The organism is Candidatus Methylobacter oryzae, assembly GCF_003994235.2.
Taxonomy (GTDB): Bacteria; Pseudomonadota; Gammaproteobacteria; order Methylococcales; family Methylomonadaceae; genus Methylobacter_A; species Methylobacter_A oryzae.
On the sequence record NZ_RYFG02000119.1, the window covers coordinates 55,701 to 82,235 of the forward strand.

22 protein-coding genes and 1 pseudogene are annotated in these 26,535 nt (G+C 48.4%); 16 read left to right on the forward strand and 7 right to left on the reverse strand.

Translation table 11 applies throughout. From position 1 onward, the window contains the following. Positions 1–298 precede the first annotated feature (298 nt). The 6 genes from EKO24_RS19585 to EKO24_RS19610 all read right to left on the reverse strand — a co-directional run bounded on the left by EKO24_RS19585 (position 299) and on the right by EKO24_RS19610 (position 8,889). Entirely contained in the window at positions 299–583 is a 285-nt protein-coding gene (locus EKO24_RS19585; protein ID WP_127028879.1) for a helix-turn-helix domain-containing protein, read from the reverse strand. Next, a complete protein-coding gene (locus tag EKO24_RS19590) occupies positions 576–3,335 on the reverse strand; it encodes a hypothetical protein (protein WP_127028880.1) in 2,760 nt (919 codons plus the stop codon). Before EKO24_RS19590 ends, EKO24_RS19585 begins: the two co-directional genes overlap by 8 nt. A gap of 7 nt (positions 3,336–3,342) precedes the next feature. After that, complete coding sequence (locus EKO24_RS19595; RefSeq protein ID WP_127028881.1) at positions 3,343–5,232, reverse strand: tetratricopeptide repeat protein; 1,890 nt, start codon at positions 5,230–5,232, stop codon at positions 3,343–3,345. Then, positions 5,186–7,141 carry a 5'-methylthioadenosine/S-adenosylhomocysteine nucleosidase family protein gene (locus tag EKO24_RS19600; protein WP_127028882.1) on the reverse strand — a complete coding sequence of 652 codons (1,956 nt, stop codon included), beginning with the start codon at positions 7,139–7,141 and terminating at the stop codon, positions 5,186–5,188. The genes EKO24_RS19595 and EKO24_RS19600 overlap by 47 nt, the downstream gene beginning before the upstream one ends. 133 nt (positions 7,142–7,274) lie before the next feature. After that, positions 7,275–7,754 carry a DUF4411 family protein gene (locus tag EKO24_RS19605; RefSeq protein WP_127028883.1) on the reverse strand — a complete coding sequence of 160 codons (480 nt, stop codon included), beginning with the start codon at positions 7,752–7,754 and terminating at the stop codon, positions 7,275–7,277. Continuing rightward, positions 7,741–8,889 carry a helix-turn-helix domain-containing protein gene (locus EKO24_RS19610; RefSeq protein WP_127028884.1) on the reverse strand — a complete coding sequence of 383 codons (1,149 nt, stop codon included), beginning with the start codon at positions 8,887–8,889 and terminating at the stop codon, positions 7,741–7,743. The genes EKO24_RS19605 and EKO24_RS19610 overlap by 14 nt, the downstream gene beginning before the upstream one ends. A gap of 206 nt (positions 8,890–9,095) precedes the next feature. On the opposite strand from EKO24_RS19610, the pseudogene EKO24_RS19615 reads away from it, so the two are divergent. The 12 genes and pseudogenes from EKO24_RS19615 to gspD all read left to right on the forward strand — a co-directional run bounded on the left by EKO24_RS19615 (position 9,096) and on the right by gspD (position 20,922). Continuing rightward, positions 9,096–9,859 (forward strand): annotated as a pseudogene (locus EKO24_RS19615) (IS5 family transposase). 337 nt (positions 9,860–10,196) lie between these two features. Then, the gene (gene gspE / locus EKO24_RS19620) at positions 10,197–11,879 is read left to right on the forward strand and encodes a type II secretion system ATPase GspE (RefSeq protein WP_127028885.1); all 1,683 of its coding nucleotides are present in this window, start codon (positions 10,197–10,199) and stop codon (positions 11,877–11,879) included. Continuing rightward, positions 11,879–13,093 carry a type II secretion system F family protein gene (locus tag EKO24_RS19625; RefSeq protein ID WP_127028886.1) on the forward strand — a complete coding sequence of 405 codons (1,215 nt, stop codon included), beginning with the start codon at positions 11,879–11,881 and terminating at the stop codon, positions 13,091–13,093. The genes gspE and EKO24_RS19625 overlap by 1 nt, the downstream gene beginning before the upstream one ends. Before the next feature lie 18 nt (positions 13,094–13,111). Then, positions 13,112–13,555, forward strand: coding sequence for a type II secretion system major pseudopilin GspG (gspG, locus tag EKO24_RS19630; RefSeq protein ID WP_127028887.1), 444 nt, complete (start codon positions 13,112–13,114; stop codon positions 13,553–13,555). A gap of 62 nt (positions 13,556–13,617) precedes the next feature. Next, the gene (locus EKO24_RS19635; RefSeq protein ID WP_241674718.1) at positions 13,618–14,100 is read left to right on the forward strand and encodes a GspH/FimT family pseudopilin; all 483 of its coding nucleotides are present in this window, start codon (positions 13,618–13,620) and stop codon (positions 14,098–14,100) included. Continuing rightward, entirely contained in the window at positions 14,093–14,494 is a 402-nt protein-coding gene (locus EKO24_RS19640; protein WP_127028888.1) for a type II secretion system protein, read from the forward strand. The genes EKO24_RS19635 and EKO24_RS19640 overlap by 8 nt, the downstream gene beginning before the upstream one ends. Continuing rightward, positions 14,491–15,339 (forward strand): prepilin-type N-terminal cleavage/methylation domain-containing protein, encoded by an 849-nt coding sequence (locus EKO24_RS19645; protein WP_127028889.1) that lies wholly within the window; start codon positions 14,491–14,493, stop codon positions 15,337–15,339. Before EKO24_RS19640 ends, EKO24_RS19645 begins: the two co-directional genes overlap by 4 nt. Next, the gene (locus tag EKO24_RS19650) at positions 15,336–16,364 is read left to right on the forward strand and encodes a type II secretion system minor pseudopilin (protein ID WP_127028890.1); all 1,029 of its coding nucleotides are present in this window, start codon (positions 15,336–15,338) and stop codon (positions 16,362–16,364) included. The genes EKO24_RS19645 and EKO24_RS19650 overlap by 4 nt, the downstream gene beginning before the upstream one ends. Continuing rightward, positions 16,339–17,514, forward strand: a complete 1,176-nt coding sequence (locus EKO24_RS19655) for a PilN domain-containing protein (RefSeq protein ID WP_127028891.1) — start codon at positions 16,339–16,341, stop codon at positions 17,512–17,514. Before EKO24_RS19650 ends, EKO24_RS19655 begins: the two co-directional genes overlap by 26 nt. Further along, positions 17,511–18,095, forward strand: coding sequence for a type II secretion system protein GspM (gspM, locus tag EKO24_RS19660; RefSeq protein WP_127028892.1), 585 nt, complete (start codon positions 17,511–17,513; stop codon positions 18,093–18,095). The genes EKO24_RS19655 and gspM overlap by 4 nt, the downstream gene beginning before the upstream one ends. Beyond that, complete coding sequence (locus EKO24_RS19665) at positions 18,095–18,757, forward strand: hypothetical protein (protein ID WP_127028893.1); 663 nt, start codon at positions 18,095–18,097, stop codon at positions 18,755–18,757. Before gspM ends, EKO24_RS19665 begins: the two co-directional genes overlap by 1 nt. Then, entirely contained in the window at positions 18,754–20,922 is a 2,169-nt protein-coding gene (gene gspD, locus EKO24_RS19670) for a type II secretion system secretin GspD (protein WP_127028894.1), read from the forward strand. The genes EKO24_RS19665 and gspD overlap by 4 nt, the downstream gene beginning before the upstream one ends. Before the next feature lie 107 nt (positions 20,923–21,029). On the opposite strand, the gene rpiA is transcribed toward gspD, so the two are convergent. Next, a complete protein-coding gene (rpiA, locus tag EKO24_RS19675) occupies positions 21,030–21,683 on the reverse strand; it encodes a ribose-5-phosphate isomerase RpiA (protein ID WP_127028895.1) in 654 nt (217 codons plus the stop codon). 175 nt (positions 21,684–21,858) lie between these two features. On the opposite strand from rpiA, the gene recC reads away from it, so the two are divergent. The 4 genes from recC (at position 21,859) to EKO24_RS19695 (ending at position 26,514) form a co-directional block, all read left to right on the forward strand. After that, positions 21,859–25,089, forward strand: a complete 3,231-nt coding sequence (gene recC / locus EKO24_RS19680) for an exodeoxyribonuclease V subunit gamma (protein ID WP_127028896.1) — start codon at positions 21,859–21,861, stop codon at positions 25,087–25,089. Between the two features lie 82 nt (positions 25,090–25,171). Next, on the forward strand, positions 25,172–25,405 hold the full coding sequence (locus EKO24_RS19685; RefSeq protein WP_127028897.1) for an AbrB/MazE/SpoVT family DNA-binding domain-containing protein: 234 nt from the start codon (positions 25,172–25,174) through the stop codon (positions 25,403–25,405). Between the two features lie 178 nt (positions 25,406–25,583). Further along, entirely contained in the window at positions 25,584–26,243 is a 660-nt protein-coding gene (locus EKO24_RS19690) for a hypothetical protein (protein WP_127028898.1), read from the forward strand. An 88-nt stretch (positions 26,244–26,331) separates the two neighbouring features. Beyond that, positions 26,332–26,514 carry a DUF4160 domain-containing protein gene (locus EKO24_RS19695; protein WP_241674719.1) on the forward strand — a complete coding sequence of 61 codons (183 nt, stop codon included), beginning with the start codon at positions 26,332–26,334 and terminating at the stop codon, positions 26,512–26,514. Positions 26,515–26,535: the final 21 nt, after the last annotated feature.

Below are 26,535 nucleotides of genomic sequence, written 5' to 3' on the forward strand. Positions count from 1 at the left end.
GTTACCCAGACACTTGTGTATAACGATGAGCGCGAAGCGTGGGAACCATAAAAGCCAATTTACTGACCGGCAACGATACCGGGTCGACACACATGACCTGAGGATTAAATAGACCGTCAATCACCATTTTCGGCCCGACTCCGGCCAGCCGGGTTTACCAGACCGATATCGACAAAGTGGTCAAGTCCGCTAATCGCCAACCCGTATAAACTCAACAAACAGGATTATTCGATTAGGGATATTGATGAGGGGGAGATTATTGAGTTGGCGAAGCTTTTATTGGCGTTATGAATAAACTTTACGCCGCGGTCAATTCAACTCGCCGACCGGCGCGGGTAGCCAACGTGACCAGCATGTCCAGGCTAAACTTCTCCCATTTGCCTCGCACCAAATCAGACACGCGCGACTGCCCGATGCCTAAATGCTCGGCGGCTTGTAGTTGCGTCCAGCCGCGTTCCGCAATCGTTTCACGCAAACACGCTATCAATTCGGCGCGCATTGCCAGCAGCGTGGCCTCTTCAGAAGCAAAGCCCAGATCGGCAAACACGTTGCCGGATGATTCAATCACAGATTCCTTATCCATCAACGTTCCTTGGTTCTCTTTCTAAAACTCGCCATAAATCCGGCCAATTTTCTGCTGGAATATACGACTCCATACGCCGAATAAAAGCACAAAATTCGCTAAACTCCTTCGTATCGACTGGCAGTTCATCTGCTATTCGATTCATAACAGTAATGAAATTATCAATCCGTTCTACAGGGTCATCAAAACGATACAGACCAAAAATTAACTCGGGAATTAATGACCAAAGAGCTGATTCGGTATGCAATGCATTGAACGCTTTATGTATTAAACGCTCACGCAAACTTAAAGTTGGCTCACTTTGTAATCGACCGAGCAGCCCGGCTTGTGCCCAAAATAACTTTTCGTTGGCTTGATTAAATACGTTTTCTTCGATAAGTGTTTCAATAAAATCGACCAATTGCTCAACAAATTCAAGCCCTACTGGGTAACGAGCCAGAATGGAAAAGTAGCTAGTCAAAAGATTGTAATCCCCTTTGTTAAGTGCTTCTGCCCAAAAACCCATAGGATAGTTTTGCATAAGCGATTGCTCGCCAGATAATTGAGCTAGAAGTTGTCCTGCATATGTCCAGCCTTGATTGCTGATGGCGCTATTTTTGTGATTGTTTATAAAATCGGTTGGCTCAAGAAATTCAAACTGTCGAAACTTAGAATGATCCAGCGTATTGCACGTTCTCAATAAAGGCTGAACTATTTCAATCACGGTTTGCTGTACATTATTCAAGTAATCAACATCTCGCCTGAGTATGCCTAACGTTCCACCAATAATTGTTCGCCAACAAGAAGCTGCACTGGGCAAAATAACATCGGCGTCATTATCAGGTACATTAACAAAAGGATTTTGCTGTGCTTGTAGTGCGGTTACAGCTTCCTTAATATTTTTTGAGGCAATAACCCAATAATCTGAATCAGAGGCTTTTTGTTGTAACATTCCGCCTAACATCCGGTCAGCATAAATATATGCCCAAGTAACACGTTGATCGTAAGTGCTATTTTTGAATTCAGCTGTAAGTTGAAAATAGTTCCAAATAAGGTGCAGCAGCTCTATATAGCGTTCAAACGCTTCATCGGTTTCAGTATTTCTATCTAGTGTTAATAAAGTTTGAATCAGCGTTTCTATCTGTTTTTGCTTGCTGACTTCATCGGGTAAGCGCAGGTATACTGCAAGCAGGTTTTGAAGAACGATTGGATTTAAACTTGTTGTAGCCAAATCATCCAGCAGTTCTGTCATTTTTTCCGCAGAAATCCATCCAGTAGAAAGTGCTTGATCAACAAGCGTGGTAAAACCAAATGGTTCCCCAAAAGGTAGCGCGGCAACACTCGCTAAGCGTTTTTTCGTTTTGTCAGGGTTACTGGCATCGGCAAAAATCCATTCAGCCGACACTTCATGAGGGCTAGCCGATACGAGTATGTCAGTATAAGCAGGTAGAATGTGCTGCCAATGATGGTCGGAAAGTTTAGAAATTTTGAGAGCATACTGGGCGAAAGCAAAGAAAAAATCGCCTGAACGATCACAGCAATTCCGTAGAGCCTCAGCCGCCTCATTGAAATCATCGCTGGCTAAAATAGATCGGTAGCGAGTTGAGTCATCTTCCGCTAATAGTCCTGTTTGAGCTATTTCATCTAACCATTCAATACGTCTATCCGATACTGAATGTTCCAAACGATCAAACGGGATCAGGATGTGAAGCACGCTAGGATGTCCATTTGCGGCCTGACCTGTTACGCAGATCATGTCGCCTACCCCATTTTGGGGTTTAAAGTCTAAAGTAATGTTTCGGCCTTTTATAATTTTGAGAAGTGGTTTTCCAACTCCTAAGTTAATGCTGGTTTCAACCAATTCTTTCCACTCGTGTTCAGGAATAGACAAATTAAGTGATTCGAGATATTCGTCTGTAGAGAAATAGCTTTTTAGATGCGGTTCTAATGCAGGATGAATGACTAATTGAGTGAGAATCTCTTTGGGAAGATGCCGCAAGGGGTTTGTAAATGCCTTGATTGCCAGTGAACTGCTTTTGTGCCGCAAAAAGAAATTCAACTGGTTGATGACTAATTCTGTAAAACGGGATAATGCCGCCTCATGTAACAGGGGGTGATTCTGCCAAACGGGTTCTATGTTTTTAAAGAGCCACTGATAATATTCATTAATAGCACGAGATTTATTCAGAAACTGCCAAGGCAAACTCATCCTATATCCATGTTCTATTGCTAATTGCTGAATTGGTTCAATGGACAATTCTTCTAAAGCAGAATCGAATCGCCCGCGCTGAGGCTGAAATTGGTTGTATAGCCAGTCTGCCATTGCAACACGTTGCTGTATATTGAATTTGTCGGAAGTCCAAATTTCCACCATAGCTACATCAATTAGCCTATACAACTGTAGCTTAAACTCTGTTTCCTCAGGTAATAAGTCAGTGCGTAGTGGCTCTCTGTTTAGAAAAGAAGTAGAACTCAACATCAACATAACTGTCAGACGGAGATTCATCAAATGCGCGTTCTCAATCAGAGTATCAACATTTGAATTAATCTTAGCATGTCTCAACTCTTCCATGAGGTACGTTACAGGCGGCAGGCGGTAGCTTACTCCTGCACGTATCAACTGTTGAAAACATTCACGAAATTTGCCGTCAGTGATTTTTTTACGCAAATGCAAAACAAGCAGTACATCATATATGCCGACAATAGGCTCTTGCTTTGAGAGGCAAGGATAGCTACTGAGCAAACGATCATCTATCCATACAGGACAATTCATCGTTTCGCTAAAAAAAAAGCTCCGTTAATTCATTTGTTAAAGGCAATTGGTACAACTTATCATGCTGTTCCGTTGGATTCGGCCGCAATGCGAGCATTTTAAGTTTGCCGTTGGACAATAGCCTCTTGAGTTCAGATCGTAACGACTCCAACGACTTTTTAATCTCCTGCCGGTAACGAAAACCTTCAATTTCCGCACATAACTGGTCGCGTATGCTTTCAAGACAATAGAATTGAAAAACACGGCTGGCAGCTTCCAAGACATTCAGTTGGGTTAGATGTTTTAAGAAAGCACTATCCACCAACAGCTTTGTACCATCAGTCAATTGTTCGACACTAGTCAAATTCGGGGCACATGTGAATAATCGTTTAACTGGGCTGTCTTCTAAGGATAACTCCCCCCTATTTTCAAGGGCAGTAAAGATATCAGCATAAGAAATTCTCAGCATTTCTAAAGCAGGAGGAATGCTTCCTGATTCAAAAAGCTCGGTCGCAAACAGCTCGGTTACAATTAATAAATCTTCCTGGGTAGCTAATGCCCATTCAATGCGGTCTTGTAGTTGCAGTCCGTTAAAATCACCAAGCTCTAATTGTGGATCTGGTAATAAGGTGATAGGTAACTCGCTTAAGTCATTGAGCAGTTTTTCTGCTTGCTCGACACGGTCAACCTGCACTTCTGCCAGTCGATGTATTTCATCTTGAATCAATCCAAGTAAAGAAGGTGAAATATAAATGACTTCAAAACAGTCGGTAAGACTCGAAAAGAGTTTGAGTTGGTGGGCTATAAGACATGCTGAATAGTCCATGCTCAAGGCGTTACTTTCCCAATCGTCAGAAGGTTCAACTGAGCGTCCAGCATAAGCGATTGGAAATGGCACCTGTTCGCGTAACGGCTTACTGCGGTTGTGATGCCATCGCCAATAAAATTCCTCTCCTAATAAAGCTCTTCTATTATCTAATAAAAGATGTATCGGTAGCTGACCTGCAAGAAATTGCTGCCAGTTTGCTCTACTGTTCTCCTGATATTCTTGTTCCCATTGTAAAAGTGCAGGTAGTTTAATTTCCCGCACTAAGCCGCTGTCTGGAAATTTCTGGTGCAACACCGCCAATTGCATTCCTGCCCAATCACTATGTCCAGAATTAAAACCAATCATCATCGCAGCTTGAAGTAATTGCGGATCATTGGGGAAGCACTCAACAGCTTCTTTTGCATACTGAAATGCCCCATCGCGGTCATTAGCCAAAGCATAATGTGCGATTTGCATTAAAACTTGAGGCGTTTGAAAACCTTGTTCAACACCCTGCTTTAATAGCTCAATGGCACGCGGAATATCGCCCATCCGTGCTTGCAAATTAGCTCGTTGTACCAAAAGCCATTCATTTGGCTTTGCCTGCCATAACTGTTCACTGGCTTCCCATGCCGGTCTATACTGCCCTTGAGCTATTTGTACTGACATACAACTGGCGTGAAAATTATTCATTAAGCCATCGCGTTCAAATACAGGCCGGTATTGTTCTAAGACAGCCAAAGCTTCTATGGGTTTATTTAATGACCATAACGCTTGGGCAAGCTTTTCGGCAATATGCGCTGGAGTTTCTTCTTCGAAACGATCCAAACAAACACCGGCTGATTCAGCCAGTTCATTCCACATGCGTTCTTGATGATAGATGCAGACAAGATTAATGTGATCAAGCCTCGTGCCTGGATTGTTCGCCAACTCTTTCGCAATAGCGAGCCCATCAGAAATTTTGCCACAACGTAGCCAATAACCTGCCTTAACTCGCCGGTATTCGGCACAGTCATCCAATTCAGTTATGCGCTCTGCTAATTCATTCAATCTTCCTAATGACTCAGCTGTGAACAGCGCGATCAAGCCAATATACCTTTCTATCTTCATCGTTTGTCGAGAAACGGTTTTCAAATCGCAAGAGATGTTGCCATGCGGGTTCTTCTTGGTCTGTATGCAATAGTAAATCCGTGTACAACTCAATTTGCCAAGTCGGAGCATACGGCTGTTGACAGGCTTTATGCAGAGCTTCAAGAGTATGACTCCAGTCGTAATCAACCTTCAGTCGCATCAGACAAAGAATTGGTGCAGGATCGATTGGATTTTCAGTAAGGACAGATTTTGCTTTTTCAATTGCATTGGTATGTTTGTCGGGCAAACAAACACAGACAGCAAGATAAGCGCCTATAATTGCTTGCCTAACTTCGTTTCTTGGCTCTGAGTTCATATTCTTTAGCGCTTGCTCCAAATAACCCAGAGCTACTCGCATTTGTTGCTCTCGATTGCTGTCAAGCGAAAACATATCAGATATAAAGAATTGTGGCGGTATAACGCCAGTGCTATGAAGTTCAATAGGCAGTGCTTGCCAAAATGCAATATAGCCAGCAGTTAGTTGAAAGAGAATATTGTCCTGATTTTTAGACAGCGCGGGTTCAAACGTTTGCCATGCTCTGTCTGCGTTTCGCGCAGATAACAAACAAAGTGCTTGTAATCGTAGCATTTCGTCAGTGATAGGAATTGCCAGCTTACCCATAAAGTCGTCAACTTCGACGAATCGGCTGAAGTCGAGCAGATATTTTAGTGCGTTTATTGCGACAGCTTCAGAATCAAGTGGTGTAAGAACAGCAATAGCATCTTCAAATTGCTTTTCTGCTGCAAATTCAAAAGCACGGTAAGTTCGATCGTCCAATTGTGGATTAAGACGGCGGGCGGTTTTGTAGTAAGAGGTGTATTCCTCAGTAGGCTTACCGTCTTCTTGCGCGCAGCGAGCTGCATGATAAAAATAGCGCGCTTGAATATCTTGAGGAATCGGACTGCCGGTTAGTGAAGCCAGTTCAACGGTTAATTTATTCCACGCATCTTCGATTTTTCCCGCTCCACGCATTGCAATTATCGATTCAAGCTTTTCTGCATAAACGCCTCCGAGCTCAGAGCGCAACTGCTCTAACTCTGAGGAAGAAGAGGAATCTATTATTTTTGATTTTGTGTCAACGCCAATGTAACTAGTTTCTGAAGTATAGAGTGAGGTATTCCCGCTTTTAAAGCCTGGTGGTCGTCCTAAAGGGGCATGTTGTAGCGCATGAAGAACAAAATCAGTAGCATTTTGTGCGGCCTGTTGTTGTCGCTCCTTTTTGTCTTGGTGCTTGTTTCCGTCAGCCCAGTCGCAAATAGCCTTAACTAATATCCAATCGACTTTTTCATCTTGACAAGTTGTATAGAGCCCTGCGCCTTCCATTTCTCCACCAATGGCTTCAGACGCTAGCTTTATTAACGATTTTCGGTAGTTAAAGTTATCTACCAATTTTTCACCACTTAATATCAAACCAAACTCAACCTTAGCGCCATCCCAATCCAAATGTGCGCTTTGTAAGTAATTTACTAATCTACTTGAAGCATGAGGTTTGTCGCCACGTGGTACGATTTTGCCATTTTTACCAACTCTCTGAGTTTCATAAAGCATCAATTGCTTGGAGACCAAAATATCGCCGATTGACTGATCCTGCTCATTAATGCCAAAAGCGATACCCACCATGATGACAGCATGGGGATTTAACGCCGTGATTCCTTTTTGTACGGCTTGCTGCGCCGCTCCCAATCCCACAGCTCCCATTTCCGATAGAGCCATGAGGATCTTAGAACTATGAATTTCACCCAGATCTCGATAAACTCGATCATCTATAGTGATTGCTTTTGCTTTATTGCCAGTTGCTTGTTCGAAAGCTTTAAGTACCGCTAAACTTTCAACTCGAGTGACAGTAATAATCAAAACATCAGCATTAACGATTTGTGAATTAGGCATAACGCTATTCCTTTACTTATAAATTTTAAAATTCCATGAACAAAACAATTTCGCGACTCCTTTCATCATTAGCTTTCTCATTCCCTCTTACATCGTTTCACCTTTGCTTTGTATTTACCAAAATTTTAAAAACTTAACCAAAAACCACATCAGCTCGTTTGATGAACTCAATAAAGCTGATGCAAGGAACCGAAACCTCCGCCATACCGCACACAGCAGGAATCTTGTAGTTAGGGAGTTCCTTGGGAAGAGCAGTTTGTTTCCGCTCGTCTGAAACCAATTCAGCATTATGCTGCCGCGCCGTAGCAATAATAAGTAAATCGTTTTCGCCAACACCGGATCTATATTGGTCACCCACAATGCCAAGTAAATGCTTGATGCGGAGGGCATCTTGTAATATCGCATTACTGATTTCAATCAGTTTCAGATCGTTGTTTTTGAGCCATTTACCACAATCCGGGGCTTTATGCGCCACTTCCTCAAACGCCACGCGCGGCATTACCAGCAGCCTTTCTTCAGCCTGAGTCGCCATCCATTCCCACAAGCCAGGAAACTGGCGTATGGGATAGTTATCCCATGCGTAAATCATGGATGATGCGTCAAAAACCTGCAATATGACGCTCCAGTTGGTGTAAGTCGTTAATTTTCAGATTATCGAGATAACTGCTCGCCTTGGCGAGTGTGATATATCGGGCATCCAACGCATCCAGAACCGTTCGTACAAATGTGTCGCCAAAAATATGTTTGGGTTCTCGATGCCGGTACTGACGGTTTCCGCCATCTTTTTGCTGGATTGGCATCCGCTTCTTCCATTGCCGGTAAGCTGTATATCGATCTTGAGGCAGCCGGCCGGCATCCAAGAGCCTGCGCAAAATGACCTCACCGCTGACGCCCCATGTCTTGCGCGGCCGTTCAAGCCATTCATCGTATTGCGATACCTCGTCAGGCCGTTCTTCATCACGAATATTCGTCAAAAAAGTATCCGGCACCAATAAATGACCTGCAAAAGCATTGGCTGCTTGTTCTTTGCCTTGATGGGAATGCAAGTCCTGTTCATCGTCAATCGAACTGGTTTTATGCAGCAGTAAGTGTCCCAACTCGTGCATGAGCGTGAACGACTGCTGTGGTTCCCAATCCTGCTTCTTGATAACAATAACCGGGCAAGTTGGATAGAAAAGCGAGAAACCAAGAATAGGATTTTCCTTAGCAATCTGCCATTTCCCGCTGTGACCGTTACTGCGAAACACGAGTATGCCCCGTGCTTCCACAGCCTCGCGGTAGCTATCGAAAGTATTCCGGTCGTTTAATCCAAGCCATTCGCGAGCAATACGCGCGGCTTCCTGCTGATTTTTTCCATGTAATTTGGGCGGATTAAACTCTGTTTTATCTGTGTTGCTTAAGTTTTCGCACAGGTTCAAATACACTTCTCTTTGCTTTTCGACTCGTTCGATTAGGGCTTTGAGTTTGGCGGACAATTCCGGTTTTTGATTGGCAAGAGTACGGAACTGCGCCGTATGAACCTGCGTTTCATTAACCGGCCCAGGCTCTAAAAAAAACAGCACTCCACGGCCAAAATACTCCGCAATTTTTCGCAACTGGTTGAACGTTATCCCATCTTCGCCAGCCATGACTCGTTCGATACTGGCCCTAGCAATATTAAGCTCGGACGCAAGATCGCCCGGCGTTATGCCATGATCGGCGCAACACCATGCAATGCGTTCCGGATTAATAGATTGGATGCGTTCCATATTTAAGATTTGTTGAGAGAATTACCTTAGACCATCGCATAACGATTTTTGCTACAACATATCAGAAAAGACAGAGTGCAGAAACGATTTTCCAGTTGTGATGAAGCTCAGCAGTTACCTACCATTAGAAATAAGTAGCTTAGATAGTGCCGTCACAAGATTGTGAGATACTTATCTTTTCTCAACTCTGCGAAAGGATAAGAATAATGACTTCAGCTCATCGGCGACACGATATATCGGATCGAGTTTGGCAATTATTGGAACCGCACTTACCGGGACGGGCAGGCGCCTGGGGCGGCAAGGCGCATGATAACCGCTTGTTTATCAATGCCGTGTTCTGGATTTTACGGACGGGAGCGCCGTGGCGCGACTTGCCGCCTGACTACGGCGATTGGAAAAACACCCATCGCCGGTTTTGCCGTTGGCGTGATAAAGGCACTTGGGAAGCCCTGTTGGAACAACGGGTGATCGAACCGGACTATGAATGGCTGATGATCGATGCCAGCCACATTAAAGTGCATCCGCACGCCGCAGGCGCTCAAGGCGGTAACCAGAACATGGGAGTCACAAAAGGGGGCTCAACAGTAAGATACATTTGGCCGTGGATGCGCATGGTATGCCGGTCAGAATCCTTATTACGGCAGGTACCGTTGCGGATTGTACGCAAGCTGCAACCTTGATTGAGGGACTGGATGCTCAATATCTACTGGCGGACAAAGTTTATGACACCGATGCCATCGTGGCCCAAGCCGAAGCTAAGCAGATGATGGTTGTCATCCCGCCGAAGAGGAATCGCACTCAACCTCGCGCGTATGATCGCGATCTTTATCGGCATCGACATTGAGTCGAAAACGCGTTTTTGCACCTCAAGCGGTGGCGGGGTATCGCAACCCGCTACGCCAAAAATACCGCTTCATTCCTGGCGGCCGTGCAAATCCGCTGTATCGCTCTTTGGGGCGCTATCTTATGACGACACGATCTAAGATTAAGCTTTAGCGGGGCAATTTATTCAGTAAAATATCCGCCAGTAAGACACTCTGAATTTAAGAATGCCTTAATCCCCAATCTGTAACCTGCGCAAATTCAATAAATAAGCATCTGATGATGAATCAAAAACAGGGCTGTTGGTTCACAGCAAGCCAGTCCAATCTAAAAAGCAGAAAACCTTAATTCCAATAAAATGTTAAGATAAATGTTTAGCCTAAAGACAGGTTCATTTAAGTAAGCGATAACACCTATTGATAGAGCAAGTTGAACACTCTATTCTTAAAATACTCATACACACCTCTACCGGTTTCCCCTGGCTAATGGCATATGAATCATTGCTAACTGTTTTGCAAGATAAACAGAAACTTTCCGTTACAGAACTAAAAAAAGTTGAGCGCGTGCAAAAAACTTCGGTATCGGAATCCGTGCCGCAATTGTTGGTCAAGCTCGGTTTATGTTCGGAACTGGATGTCGCCGATGCTTTTGTCGAGTCGGGCCGCTTTGAAAAAGTGGCTCCGGACCAATATCCGCTGGAAATGCAGCTGCCCGAAACGGTGCCGTTGCGTTTTCTAAAAAACTATCACGTTATCGGCTTAAATAACGGCAATGAAATTACCGTCGCGCTAATGGACCCGGAAGACCGATTTGTGATCGATGCGTTAAAACTGGCGACCGGAAAGAACATCGTCGCCAAAGTCGGCCTACTTTCTGAAATCGATGCGGCATTGGAAGTGCAATACGGTGAAAGCAGCGCGCAAACCGATAAGTTAATCGACGATTTGAGCGTCGACGATCTGCGCGAAGAAGATCTGGAGCATTTGAAAGACCTCGCCAGCGAAGCGCCAGTCATTAAAATGGTTAATTTGATCATGCAGCGGGCGATTGAAACCCGTGCCTCGGATATTCACATCGAACCTTTCGAACAATCGCTAAAAGTCAGGCTGCGCGTCGACGGCGTATTGAAGGATATTGACGCGCCGTCGGTCAAGTCCACGGCTGCGGTCATTTCCCGCATCAAAATCATGGCAAAACTAAACATCGCCGAACGCCGTTTGCCGCAGGACGGCCGCATCAAGGTGCAAATGCTGGGCAAGGAGCTGGACCTTCGGGTTTCGACGATTCCGACGATGTACGGCGAAAGCGTGGTGATCCGTTTGCTGGACAAGGAAAATACCGTGCTGGATTTTGCCGCGTTGGGCTTTGCCGGCAGGCATTTACAGCAGTTTATCGAGGTGCTGTCGCAGCCGCACGGCATTATCCTGATTACCGGCCCGACCGGAAGCGGTAAATCCACGACGATGTATGCCGCGCTAAAACAACTGAATACCTCCGAGCGCAAAATCATCACCGTTGAAGATCCGGTGGAATACCAGATGGAAGGCGTCAACCAAATCCAGGCCAAGCCGCAAATCGGCCTGACGTTCGCGTCGGCCTTGCGCTCTATCGTGCGGCAAGATCCCGATGTGATCATGATAGGCGAGATGCGCGACCTGGAAACCGCAAGAATCGCCGTACAGTCGGCGTTAACCGGTCACTTGGTGTTGTCGACGCTGCATACTAACGACGCGGCCGGCGGTGTAACCCGCTTGCTGGATATGGGCCTTGAAGAATATCTGCTGACCTCGACCGTCAACGGCATATTGGCGCAACGCCTGGTCAGGAAACTGTGTCCCGACTGCAAGCAGCGCTATACGCCATCGCCGGATATTATCGAAGGCATGAGATTGAAGCAGCTGGCCCAGACAGACGATATTGCTCTATACAAACCGGCCGGCTGCCCGTCTTGCGGGGGCTTGGGTTATCGCGGACGCTTGGCGATCATTGAATTTTTGCAGATGACCGACCCGCTACGTAAATTGATCATGGCGCATGAAGAAGCCGGAGCGATTCAACGGCTCGCTATCGAAGAAGGCATGACAACGATGTACGAAAACGGTTTGCTCAAAGCCCTGCAAGGCATTACCACGATAGAAGAAGTGCTGCGGGTTACGTCGGAAACATAATGTTATTTGCTTACAAAGTAGTTAATAGTCTCGGCGAGACCGAAGAAGGCGTCAGGGACGCAATTGACGAGCAACACCTGATTGCGGCTTTGCAAACCGAAGGCTATATCCCTATCCGTGTGGTACCGGCCGGAACGAAGCCGTTTTGGAGCCTAAGCCTCGGCGCCAAACAGTCCAAGCTGTCGCAAAAAGATATTGCGATGTTTACCGGCGAATTGGCGACGTTGCTGGAATCCGGCTTGCCGCTGGATAAGTCCTTGTTGATATTGATCGATTTGGCTGAAGAAAACGAACGGGTAACCAAGTTGATCGGCCGGGTGCTGGAAAAAGTCAAAGGCGGCTCCACGCTGGCCGATGCACTGGAAAAGCAGTCCGGCATTTTCAGCAAGTTTTACCTGAACATGATACGCGCCGGCGAGGCCGGAGGCAGTTTAGGCGAAGTGCTGGCACGCTTGGCCGACTACCTGGAACGCTCACGGGAGTTGAAAGAAACCGTCAGCACCGCATTGATCTATCCGGCTATCTTGCTGATCATGTCGTTAGCGTCTTTGTTTGTGATGTTGACCTTTGTCGTACCGCAATTTTCGGAGATGTTCGAAAGCGCGGGCAAAGCCCTGCCGGTATCGACGCAGATCGTGGTCGGATTGGCCGAATGGCTGCAAAGCTATTGGTGGGTTTTGATTTTGGGCGTTGTGCTAATCACCAGTTATATGAACCTCCAAATGGCCGATCCGGTCAAAAAGAAGGTTTGGGACGGCCGTTTTTTAAAGCTGCCGCTGGCCGGATCGATTATTTTGAATAAAGAAACCGCCAACATCAGCCGTACGCTCGGCACCTTATTAGGCAACGGCGTCTCGATATTGTCGGCGCTGGTCATTGTCCGGGAAACGGTCGACAACCTGGTGCTGGCCGCGGCCATTCAAGATACCGAAGACCAGTTAAAGCAAGGCAAGAATATGTCCGACGCGTTGCTGGAAAAAGGCATATTCCCGAAAATGGCGATGCAAATGATAAAAATGGGCGAAGAAACAGGACGCCTTGAAGAAATGCTGCTGCGCGTCGCGACAATCTATGATAAACAGCTTAGGGTCGCGATTCAGCGCCTGCTGGCGTTGTTGGAGCCGGCTTTGATCATTTCATTGGGCTTGATGATTGCGGGCATCATCGTATCGATTTTGCTGGCTATCCTGAGCGTTAACGATTTAGCTTTTTAAACGGAGAAATAAAATTTTATGAAACAAACACTAAGATTCAAGGCGCAAGGCGAAAGGCAAAAGGGCTTTACTTTGCTTGAGTTGCTGGTCGTATTGGGCATCATTGCGATGCTGGCAGGGATAGTCGGGCCGCAGGTCATGAAGCATATGGGCGAATCCAAAACCAAAGCCGCCAAGGTGCAGATTGAAGACCTGTCCGCCGCGCTGGATATGTACAAACTGGATTTGGGCACGTATCCAACTACCGAGCAAGGCTTGAAGTCACTGATTGAATCGCCGGACGGCGCCAAACGCTGGAACGGCCCTTATCTGCGTAAAACCAAAATGCCGTTGGATCCTTGGCAGCAGGAATATCACTATGTTGCTCCCGGCGAGCACGGCAAATTCGACTTGTACACCTTGGGCGCGGACCTGAAGGAAGGCGGCGAGGGCGAAGACCAGGATATTGTTAGTTGGGAATGATTTTTGAGGGGAAAGGGAAAAGGCGCAAGGTGAAAGGTGCAAGGTACAAGGATATTTACACCTTGTACCTTGTACCTTGTACCTTTTACCTTAAACCTTGCCCCTTGCGCCAACGCGGCTTCACGTTATTGGAATTGATCGTCGTGCTGTTTGTCGTGGTGCTGGGTTTTTCCGCGATTGGCCTTAACCTGTCGTCAGGCAGCGACTCGACAAAAATCAAGGCGGCCGCAAGGGATATTGTGTCGGCGCTACGCTATGCCAGAGGCCAGGCATTAATGACTCACGAGGAAGCCACGGTGACTATCGATCTCGGCAATAATAGCTACACGGTCAGCGGCCGCGACAAAATCTATGAAATTCCGGAAGATATCGATATTACCGTGGTCACTGCACAAAACGAATTAACGGGAGAAGGCCAAGCGAATATCCGTTTTTTTGCCGACGGCTCCTCTACCGGCGGAAGAGTCACGCTGGAGCGGGGACAGACGGCCTGGAAAATCGATATAAACTGGCTGACCGGCCAGCCCGAACTTGAAAATGAATAAACAGCACGGCTTTTCATTGCTGGAAATACTGATTGCGTTCTCAATTCTGGCGCTGTCCTTAGGGATTTTATTGAAGATATTTTCCGCCGGCGTTAACACAGCGAGCGTTGCCGAAGACTATACTGCGGCCGTTCAAATCGCCGAATCCCTGATGGCCCGAACAGCCGTTGAAGCGCCTTTACAGCCGGGCGAAACGGCCGGAACCGAAAATGACAAATACCATTGGCGCGTGTCCGTTAGCCCGTTCCAGTTCACGGCTGACAAAGTGGATCTGACAACCATCGCGGCAACGCTTTTTAAGATTAAGGTTGTTGTCAACTGGGACGATAGCGCCGAGAGCGATGGCAGGCAGGTTGAGTTGGTAACATTGAGATTGGCGAACAAAATGTTATGAACTGCAAGAATAAGACGAAAGGCACAAGGCAAAAAGCACAAGATTATTTTCCACTCGCTGCACCGAGTTCACAGCATGAAGTGCTCAGTCCGCATGGTGCAAGGAGGCAGGACGGTTTCACGCTGATCGAAGTCCTGATCGCGATGACGCTGTTGAGCATTATGGTGGTGCTATTATTCAGCAGCCTAAAGATTTGCGCCCAAAGTTGGGAGCAAGGGGAAAACAAGATAGCCGAAGTGAATGAAGTTGCGGTCGTTTATAACTTTTTTCAGCGGCACTTATCGGCAGCTATGCCGGTATCGAACGATTTTGCCCAGAACGGCATGGATGCTGCCGGCCAGCCGGTAATCAATAGCACGATTGCCGCCGGAGCGGCGATAGAAAAAAGCAAAGGCAAAAACTTTTCTTTTCAAGGCAAAAGAGACTCCCTGCAATTTGTCTCGGTTTTTCCGGCAAGCGCCGGCAGGGCGGGCATGCAGTTGTTCTCGATACAGCCGGAGCGGGAAGGTAAAGACCAGGTTGTCAAAGTGACCTTGACGCCGTTTTTCCCGCTCGCCGAAGGCGAGGAATGGAACACCGAAGAGGTGGTTTTGTTAAAGCATGTCAGCGATTTCGAGCTGTCTTATTTTGGCGCTACTGTCGAAGACGGCAGCAAGAGCGCTTGGCAGGACGAATGGCTGGAAAAAGAGATTCAGCCAAAATTGGTCAAAATCAACATCAATACCAGCGATGGCGTTTTCTGGCCGGAGATGATCATAGAACTTAAAGTGGCGGGCACAGGTACGGCCGCAGTCCCTGGAATTGTAGGCGGACTGAACGCGTCCCCATTCGGAGCACCGAATTGACCCGGTCCGGCGGCTTTGCGCTGGTCCTGGTGTTGTGGGTGCTGAGCCTGATGACCATTATGGCCGGCAGTTTTGCTCTCAGTATGCGGCGCGAGGCGGGCATTGTGGCCGGCAGCAGTCAGAATGCCCAAGCTTTGGCGATCGCGGAGTCAGGCCTTGCGATTGCGGAGCTGATGACGATGCATCCCGACCAACTGCAACGCTGGCGTACCGACGGCAGTATTTACCAAATAGACTACCAGGATGCCAAAGTCCGTATCCGGCTCCTGTCCGAAGCAGGCAAAGTGGATTTAAACCGGGCGGACCCGACTGTGTTGCAACAGTTGATGTCTCATGCGCCAGCCGATGCGGAGCAACAAACGAAGCTGGCTAATGCGATTGTCGACTGGCGCGATGAGGACGACTTAGTGCAGATCGATGGCGCCGAAAAAACCGAATATAAGCAGGCCGGGTTGAGTTATCAGCCCCGCAACAAGCCGTTTCAATCGATTGAGGAATTACAGCTGGTGCTGGGCATGAATGAGCAAGTTTTCAAATGGCTTGAGAACCTGGTCACGGTCAATTCGGAACAGCCCAAGGTTGATGCGGCCCAGGCCGCAAAAGAAGTTTTATATGTATTGCCGGGAATGGATACAGGAATGATAGAGGAATATATCGCGGCCAGACACGAAAGCGCGATAAACGGTCTGCCGGCGCCGCCAATTCCGGGAGCCGCCAATTCCGGTTTGGGCCTGGGGGCAGGGCAGACCGGGAACATCGCAAACCCAAACCCTTTCGCCGCCGCGCCTATCAGTAGCGCGGCGGCACAGCAAGGCGCGATGACTGTCATTGCCGAAGCATTATTGGATGACGGCACCACCGCCACCATTAATGCCCTGATAGGAAAGGCGGATAGTTCGACCGGAACGTCGCCGTTTAAGGTTTTGAAATGGCAACGCAATGCCGCGATTGGCGGTTCGTTATTTGTAGATGAGAAAGATGAGTTGTTAGTGAGACAGTATGCCGAACCTGAATTCAACAATTGACCTGGACGTTAAAAAGTTCTGGCGCTGGTGGTTGCGCGAACTTGACTTTTTAGTACCTGAAAAAATCAGGCAGTTGGTTAATGAGAAGCAAGGCTTCATTATTGTGCGTCCCGAAGGCAATCGCTTAGCGCTGTCGTACCTGCTTAATGGGCAGGAAGAACCGTTGGCAACGTTGGATCGCAATATTTCGGGCGTGGAACGCTATAAAGCCTTGCGGGCCAAGGACGAGCGCTTGGCTAAGGCGAATTTAATCCTCAGGCTGACCGGTAAAGAAGCGATTCAAAAAGAGCTGGCTTTGCCGTCCGCGGTAAAAGAAAACCTGTCGCAGGTTGTTGCCTATGAGCTTGACCGCTATACGCCGTTCAAGGCCGAGCAGGTTTATTTCGCGGTTAAGCCGCTGGAAGCAGAACACGAGCCTGGGCAGATCAGGGTCATGCTGGTGTTAACGCCAAGAGAAACGCTTGACGCATTATATGAAGACGTCAAATCAATGGGCATGTCGCCGTTATTTGTCGACTATGAGGCAACGCCGAACGATCTCCAGCAACGCTATGACGCTTACAACCTGCTGCCTGAAAATCTAAGGGAAAAACCTGCAAAAGCGCCGCGGCTGATTTATAGCGGGTTAATTGCGGCGATATGTTTATTGCTGGGCACAATGCTGGCGTTGCCGGTCTGGTTTGAGCATCGGACCGTCGATATTTTGCAGGAAAAAATCGACGCGATAGAAAAAGACGCCAAAGGCGTCAAGGCCTTGCAACAGGAGATTGATGGGATCGTCAATGAAACGCGTCTGTTAATAGCGGAGAAGAACGCGGCCCCAACCATCGTCGATATGTTAAATACCTTAAGCATGCTAATAAAAGACAATACTTGGCTGTCCTACCTTCAATACTCGGACGGACATCTGCAAATCCAGGGCGAATCGCCCGCCGCTTCAGCATTGCTCGGCGTTTTAGAAGATTCCAAATTGTTCGCCAATGCCCGTTTTATCTCGCCCGTGACCCAAGATAAAATCAGCGGACAGGAGCGCTTCCAAGTTACCGTCGATGTGACTCCGTCAGTTGAGCCGCTGCCGGACGCTACGCCGACTTCCGGCAAATCCGCGGCGCATAAGCCGTCCATGATGATGTCGGGAGGCGTTAAATGAGCAAAGCCGGTAGTTGGCAAATCCAGCGCTGGCTGGCAGTCGCCTTGTTGGCCGTGGTGATACTGATCGTCAGCCTGGCCGTGATAGTGCCCGTGGTCAGCAAAGGCCTGGAATTGCATGAAACCAAAGACAATCTTGTTTTCAAGCTACAGCAATACGAGCGGATTCTGGCAAAAAAAGACGCCGTCATGCAAAGCATGAGCGCGATGAAGGAGCAGTATCAACAACGCGGGCTTTTGAACCGGCAAAGTACCGGCGCGCTGGCCTCTGCGGAAGTTCAGGAATTTATTAAAAAAGCAATTGTAGAGGCAGGCGGGCAGTTGAGCAGCACACAGGCGCTTCCTGTCAGCGCTAAAAATGAATTCAACCGGATAACCGTCAGCGTCAGGATGACCGGCAACAGCAAAGTGCTGCGGAATGTGCTGTATAAAATAGAAACATCGATACCATTGATTATTATCAGCCAAATAGAAATAAGACCGATGCGCGGCATCATGAGCAGAACCACGCGACAGATCGAAGCGACTAATGAACTGGATATTAATTTTCAAGCGGTCAGTTTTATGAGAAAGCAGCCGTAATGAACAGTAAACTTATAAAATTGCTGGTATCTATCCTGGTTAGTCTGTGTCTGGTCATTGCCGGCGAATGGTTATATGCAAGCTATATGCGGCATCGTTTGCTGGCATCGATCAACTCGGCAAAACAGCAGGACTATAAAGCGGACGAGCTGCCGGAAATCGATTTAACCAAACAGCCTGAAGAAAGTTATGTTGACCTGGTTGACAGGCCGTTGTTTCTTAAAGGCAGGCGGCCTGTCGAGGAGCCGCATCAGGAGACAGTGCAAACCGTTGGCGTTAAACCGGAAAATTTCGATTGGGAGCTCAGCGGCGTCTACAGTACCAAAAAGACCGTGTCGGCGTTATTCAGCCGGTCTAAATCAAAAGCCGCAAAAGATAATTACCGCAAAATAACCCTGGGGGACGATCTTGACGGCTGGAAACTGGTCGAAATAAACAAGGACAGGGCTCTACTTAAACGAGGCAGCGGCGAAAAAGAGCTGCCGCTGCGAAAACCCAAATCAAAAGCACTGCCGCCGCCACAGCAGCCGCCCGCCGCTCCCCCATCGCCATTTACGCCGTTTACGCCGCCACAGCCGGCGCCCGCGCAGGCACCGGCGCCGGCTCCTGCGCCTATTCCAGCCGCTATTCCTGAATCAGACACATCTGAGAGTAATCAATGACTAATGTAAAAAAAATAACAAAAGCTTCTTGCCTGGTGGCCATGGGGCTGACCCTGTCAAGTTGCGAGTTGATCGGGCCGCAATTGAGCCATAAATTGCCGTTGGAGCCTGTGAAGAGCGAACAACCCGGCGTGGTTTTTAAAGAACTGCAAAACAAAGCGCCTACTGAAGCCAAGCCAAGCAAGCCTGAATTATTTCCCAGCACCAGCCAGTTTGTACCGGAGGCGGCGCCGCATAAAAAAGCCAAGGGCGAAGGTTCGTACAGTCTTAATTTTGACGATGCGGATCTTGGCGAAGTGGCCAAGGTGGTCTTAAGCGACATACTCGGCCAGAACTATGTGCTCAGTCCAAAGGTAACCGGCAAGGTCACTTTGCAGACAACCGAGGCTTTAACCAAAGACGAATTGTTGCCTACCCTGGAAATGGTCTTGAGGATGAACAATGCGGTGTTGGCTAAGGACGGCAAAATTTATCACATAGAGCCGGCTGCGGAAGCGCTGTACAGTTCAACCTTTTCCGCGCCCGGAAGTGCCGGCGGCTCCGGTTATCAGACCAAAGTGATTCCGGTCAGGAACGTGGGGGTTGAGGATATTGTCAAAGTGATTAAACCTTTGGTGCAGGAAAAAACCATACTGACCGTCGACGGCACGCGCAACATCCTGGTCGCGTCGGGAACGCCGGATGAATTGGCCCGCGTCTCGGATATGGTCAGGACTTTCGATATCGATGTATTAAAGGGGCGGTCTTTCGGCTTGTTCCCGTTATCCCACGTTGAACCGGAAACGCTGATCAAAGAGCTCGAAGAAGTTTTCGATAAAAAAGAGAAAGGGGAGGAATCTGAGTTTTTCCGTTTTATTCCGATCAACCGCTTGAATTCGGTTCTGGCGATTACCCATCAAGCCCGCTACCTGCAGGATATTGAAAGCTGGATATTCAGGCTCGATAAGGCCAACACCGAATCCGGCGGCGGGGTCAACGTGTATAAAGTCCAACATTCCGATGCCGAAGAATTGGCCGGTACGTTGAATGAAATTTTTACCGGTGCGCAGCCTGCGGATAAATCGGCCAAAGTTTCGCCGGGAAAAAAAGCCGCCGAAGCAACGAACAAACAGCCGGGTGAGAATAAGACCGATACGGCCAAAACCACAAACCGTACGGCGCGCCGCAGCGGCGGTTCCGGTGCGACAGGCTCGGAAACGGTAGCCAATGTCGAAGACGTCAAAATCATTGCCGACAAAGCCAATAATTCACTGGTGATTGTTTCTTCGCCTCGCGAATACGAAATCATCCTGCCGATCATCATGCAATTGGATGCATTGCCGTTGCAGGTTTTGATCGATGCGAAGATTGTTTCGGTCGATTTGAAAGACGATTTGAAGTACGGCATACAATGGTTTTTGGATCATGGCGGCAGCAGCATCGGCAGCGGTAACAATGCCGTTTCGCTTGGCCAAGTTGCGACAGCGACAGGAACGGCTTTTGCGACGGGCGGACTCAGCGCTATCTATAATTCAGGCGTAGTCAATGCGCTATTAAGTGCGCAGGCCGCAAAAAATAATATCAACGTGATCTCCTCTCCGTCGTTGATGGTGCTAAACAACCAGCAAGCGAAAATCAACGTCGGCGACCAAGTGCCGATACAAACCAGCACTACGTCGGTTCCGATTGCCGGCGGAGCAACAACCCCCAGCATAGCGGTCGGAAGCTCGATTCAATATAAAGATACCGGTGTTACTTTGGACGTTACACCCAGAGTCAACGCGAACGGCATGGTGATCATGGAGATCAAGCAAATTGTCAGCAACGTTGTACCGCAAACGAACGGCGTTACTTCGACTGCTACGATCAACAAGAAAGAAATCGAAAGCTCAGTGGCTGTACTCGACGGCGAAACGATCGTGTTAGGCGGTTTGATTACCGAAGATAATCGCGATATTCAATCCGGCATTCCGCTGTTGCACGATGTACCGGTGATCGGTCCGTTATTCGGCCAAACTATTCGAAACAAGGATAGAACTGAGCTGGTGGTGCTGATTACCCCGCGCGTTGTTAAAAGCAAGCAGGATTCCAGGCTGATTTCAGACGAGTTTAAACGTAAATTAACCGGGATTTATCAAAGCGGTCCCGCCCCCGCCGTTTATATACAAAAACCGACGGTACAATAATCGCCGGAAACCGGTGTAATTTATTAGCAAAAAAATAGCCCGCCTGAAGTGTCTGCTTCAGGCGGGCTATAAGTAAGCTTGTATGTTTGAACCGCTTACCGGCCGATTTAATACGTAACGACTTCGTCACCTTTACCGATTAACACCACATCGGCGGCACGCATCGCAAAAATACCGACAGTCACTACGCCGGTGATATTGTTGATGATTTGTTCCAGCTTGATCGGATCGGTAATATCCAGGTTATGCACATCGAGAATCACATTGTGGTTGTCGGTAATAAAGTTTTCCCGCCATACCGGCTGGCCGCCCAGTTTAACCATTTCCCTAGCAACGTAACTTCTGGCCATTGGGATGACTTCGACCGGCAAAGGGAATTTACCCAACACGTCGACGCGTTTGGTTTCGTCGGCGATACAGACGAATTTCTTGCTGGCTGCCGCGATAATTTTCTCGCGAGTCAACGCGCCGCCGCCGCCTTTAATCATGTATTTGTGCGCATTGACTTCGTCCGCTCCGTCCACGTACACATCCAGCGTGCCTACGTCGTTTAAATCAAGAACCGGAATGCCGACTTCCTTTAATTGCGCAGTGCTCATTTCGGAACTGGAAACCGCGCCTTCGATATCGTCCTTTAAATCGGCCAGATAATTGATGAAATGTTTCACCGTGGAGCCGGTGCCGACACCGACGATGGACACGCCTTTAACATGCTCCAAAGCGGCTTTAGCTACTTGTTGTTTTAATTCGTCTTGCGTCATAACGTCATCCTGATTTTAGTTATAGGTAAGTAAATGGTGTGTGATAATACCGCAGATAGTGTTGTCCCGAAAGTTTTGTTCTCTAACGGCCGTTCCCGGAAGGCAAACGCTACGTTTCCAGGACAAAACCTGCCCGGCCGGCATCTCAAAATACTTATAACAAATCAAACCGCACATGTTCATCCTGCACAGCTCCAATAAGACAGAAAACCTGGTTGCGCATCTGAGCGCCGTCATCGAAAACTCGCCGCTGTCGTCGCCTTTTGCAAAAGAAGCTTTCCTGATTCAAAGTCAAGGCATGGAGCGCTGGCTATCGCAGCAGTTAGCCGGCCAATTTAACGTCTGGGGAAACTACGAGTATTTGTTTCCCGGCAAATTTTTCAGCTCGCTGGCGCAAAGCATCGACAGCCGCTTAAGCGATGCGGCTTTCGATCGTCACTTGATGCTGTGGCGGATTGAAGCGCTGCTCCGTAAATTGGACGGCGATAAGTTTTCGCCGCTAATGCAATACTTGTCCGGCCACAATATCGCCTTAAAACGTTATCAATTGGCCCAGCAGCTCACGCAGATTTTCGACCAATATCAAATGATGCGGCCGGACATGCTGGAGACGTGGCAAAAAGGCCAGCTCCTGTATCAATCAACGACGGAAAGATGGCAGCAAGCGCTGTGGCTGCAAATAACCGGGCAAACCGGCAGCAAACATCGCGGCTCGCTATGGCTGGACGCGATAGCCAAATTGAATAACGCGGAAGAAGGCGCATTCAGCGCGCAGTTGCCGGAGCGGATTTCGGTATTCGGGCTAAATACGATGCCGCCGTTGTTTTTAAGCTATTTACAAGGCCTGTCCCGGCATTGCCAGCTGCATCTTTTCCTGCTGAATCCGGCGCAGGATTTTTGGGCCGATCTGGCTACCAAGAGACAACGGGCTAACGATGAAAACTTCAGCGGTCATCCGTTACTGTCGACTTTAGGCCAGCAAGGCCGCGAGTTCCAGGAAATGCTACTGGAGCAGGCGCAGTTCGATTTTGAACCGGAAAGCTTTGAACTTAGCGAAGCCCTTACTAATCTGCAACGCTTGCAAAACGATATTCTAAACAACCGGCTGAACCGAACCGCAAAGCCGCTACGACAAGATAATTCGATCGGCATCCATTCCTGCCATTCCAGGATGCGCGAAGTCGAAGTGCTAAAAAACCAGCTTCTGCAAGCGCTGGAAAACGATCCGACATTGGAACTGCGCGATATCGTGGTCATGGCGCCGGATATTCAGGTCTACGAGCCGTTCATTGCGGCGGTTTTTGACGATATTCAACATGCGATCGCCGACCGCAGCCTGCGCTTGAGCAACAGCGCGCTGGACGCTTTCATACGCTTTTTGGAGTTAAGCCAAAGCCGTTTCGGCCGCCAAGCCGTGCTGGATTTGCTGGAACAACCGGTCGTCTATCCGGGCTTCGGCTTGTCCGAGACCGACCTCGAATTGATCAAATATTGGCTGGAGGACACCCATGTGCGCTGGGGCAAATCGGCGGAGCATAAACAGGAGCTTGGCTTGCCTGCGCTGAGCGAGAATACCTGGCAGGCGGCGTTGGACAGATTGCTGATGGGCTATGCGGTAGGCAGCGACGAATATTTCGTGACTGCGGCTTCCGTGCATGCCGACGTGCTCCCTTACAAGGATATTGAGGGCTCGTCGGCGCTGGCCTTGGGCGGCTTATGCGATTTTATGCAACTGCTGTTTAAAGCCGGCAAGGAACTCAAACAAGCAAAACCGCTAAGAAGCTGGAGTGCGCAACTTTATTATTACGCCGACCAATTATTGACGGCGGCGGAACCGTCCGAACGGCAGCAGCTTAACGAACTGTTGGCGGAACTGTCCGACGAATCGGCCTCCGTGCATAACGACGACGTCGAATTGCAAGTCATCATCAGTTGGTTGAAAGGCATGGTTGCCGAGCGCAAGTCGGCCAACGGCTTTTTACGCGGCCAGCTGACTTTCTGTTCGATGTTGCCGATGCGCTCCATCCCGTTCAAAGTCATTGCGCTGTTGGGCATGAATGACGGCGAGTTCCCCAAAATCGACCGCCACCCTACCTTCGACTTACTGGGCCTTAACTTTCGCAAAGGCGACCGCTCGCATCGCGCCGACGACCGCTACCAATTCCTGGAAATCCTGCTGTCGGCCCGGCAGCAGTTGATCATGACTTACATCGGCCAATCGATCAGCCATAACGAACCGATTCCGCCGTCGGTAGTCATCAGCGAATTACTGGAAGTTTTACCCTGCGGCGAGCTGATTACCCGGCACCCGCTGCAACCTTTCAGCCGGCGTTATTTTGATGGGGCAACGCATTTGTTCAGCTTCTCGGAAGCCGACTGCGAAATCGCCAAGGCACTGGCCGCCAGGAGCGATTCGGCACCAAACTTATGGTGGCAAGGTAGCCTTCCTGACGATACGGCGGCAACGGAAGTGATCGAACTGAACGAATTGTTCAGTTTTTTCCGCCATCCTCAACGTTATTTCATGCAGCGGCAAATGGATTTGCGCTTCAGCCGAATCGAGGCCGCTGCCGAAGAGCGCGAACCGTTCAGCATTGACGCACTGGACGGTTACAACATTTATCATGAATGGATAAATGAAGCGTTAAACGGCAAGCCGATGTCGGTAAAAAAGTTGCAAGCGCAAGGGCGCTGGTTGGCGGGTATTCCGGGCGAGCTGGAGTTTGAGCGGCAACAAAATGTGATTAATGAATTTGTCGAACGGATCAAAGCGAAGAATCTGGGCGCGCGCCTGGACGATTTGCCGATAGACCTGACCGTAAACGGCTACCGCTTGGTCGGCAAACTCGGCAACCGTTATCAATACGGCAGCCTGTTTTACCGCTACGCCGATCTTAAAGGCAGGGATTTTATCTGCGCGCTGTTGCACCATCTGATTATTAACCAGGCGCAATCGACCGCCAATTCTGAAACCGTCGTTTCCGACCTGGCGGAAATGGCTAAAGTCAATGCCGCGGCGATGCGGGGAGCATTTGCCGACATGCAGCCGACCTTTTTGTTGAGCACCGACGAAGACTTAAGCTTGTTGCCCGAACACTGCCAAGCGGAACATCTGGCGGCATTGATAGAAATTTACCGGCAGGGTTGCAAACAGCCCGATGCGTTCTTTGTCGATCCGGCCCTGGCCTACATCAAGCAAGCCCAGAAGCTGACAACCAGCAGCCGGGCGTCAAAGTCCGCGCTGGATGCCGCAATCGAGCAATTGACCAGAGCCGCCCAGCAACCTTACGAGCCCGAATTCAGGCGGCTTTACGGTAATGTCGCGGATATTGGGCTGGTGCTGGGCGAGTCGTTTGAGCGACATTGTCAAAATATTTTGCAGCCGGTTTGGGCGGCAACGCATTGATCGCTCAATTGACACTGGAAATGTTGAGCGTTAGATTGTCCTTAAAGTTGCTGTTCAATCACCGCATTTGCAGGAGTAAATCATGCAAACATCAAGTATTACTTCAAAAGGCCAAGTCACGATACCTGCCAATATCCGAAAATCCTTACACCTTACTGCTGGCCAAAAAGTAAAAATCAGTTGCGAAAATAATATTATTACTATAACGCCGGTTGAGAATGATATTAGTGCAGTGTTTGGCTTGCTGAAAGCGACAAAAACGGTTTCGTTGGCACAAATGGAGGAAGCGATAGCCGAAGCGGCTTGCGATAATTAGTTTAGACAGCAATGTCATGGTGCGCATACTGGTAGATGACCCGCAGTGTCCCGAGCAAAACAACACCAAACCCAATAGACTGTTCAATAACGAAAGGCAGAGTAAACTTTGTCCATCCAATAAATCCTCGGTCTGAGCTAAAATCTGCATAGGCCAACAATTTTAAACGTTAGATTTTATGACTCTTACCGAAATCCTGAATTCTGGCCCCGCAATTGGCGCTGCTGTAACCGCTGTTTTCGCCGCTTTGTATAAAGGTACACGAGCTATACTTGAGTTTCATGATGAGTACCTTCGGAAGCGACGATTCAAGTATCTTTCTTATCTCATAGTAGAAAGCGAGGCTCACGCAGATCTTTCTGAATTCATCGAATCAGCAAAACGCGAAAGTCTCTTTTCCGCTGTTTTTGGCCGTGCTGCTCCTCCTCGTGTAGCACTTGCAATAATGGCACTGTACGAGTCTAAGTTCTTCTCTCTTTCCGAACTGCGAGCCTCATTCTTCTATATGAAAATCAATGACGTAGGCGTTCTTGATGTCTCTCCTGGCAAGAAGGGAATGTTTATCGCCACCCTTGTAAGTGCATTTCTAATGTTCATGGTGTTCTATGTCTGGATGCTCGTGCAACAACTGCTAATTCTCAGTAGTCCTGCTGCATTGGTTACCGCTATGTTTATCGTCCTCTTCTTCTTAGGTTACGGTCTCATGCTTGCTAGAGATGTACTCGAAGTAATTATTGCCCGCAGGGTCGGTGATCGAATTCGTGCGTATCGAGCTGGTAATCTATCCCTTCCGTCAAACGAGCGTCCAGCGGAACGAGGTTTGCCCCCCCGTCCCTAACATTTCTACAACATCTGAGTGAAAATACTTTGCTTAACCGGAGTCTGCTTTGCCTACAATATCGATGTTTTATGGAATCATTATTCGTATGTACTTTGCTCCAGGTGAACATCCGCCGCCGCACTTTCATGTCTATTATGCTGAATATACGGCTACGGTAGATATAATTACTTGTAAGATGATTGAAGGAAATTTGCCGGGAAAGCAAATAAAGCTTGTTTTAGCATGGGCTGAATACATCAAGAGGAACTTCTGGATGATTGGAATTTAGTCATGAATGGCAAAGAACCGT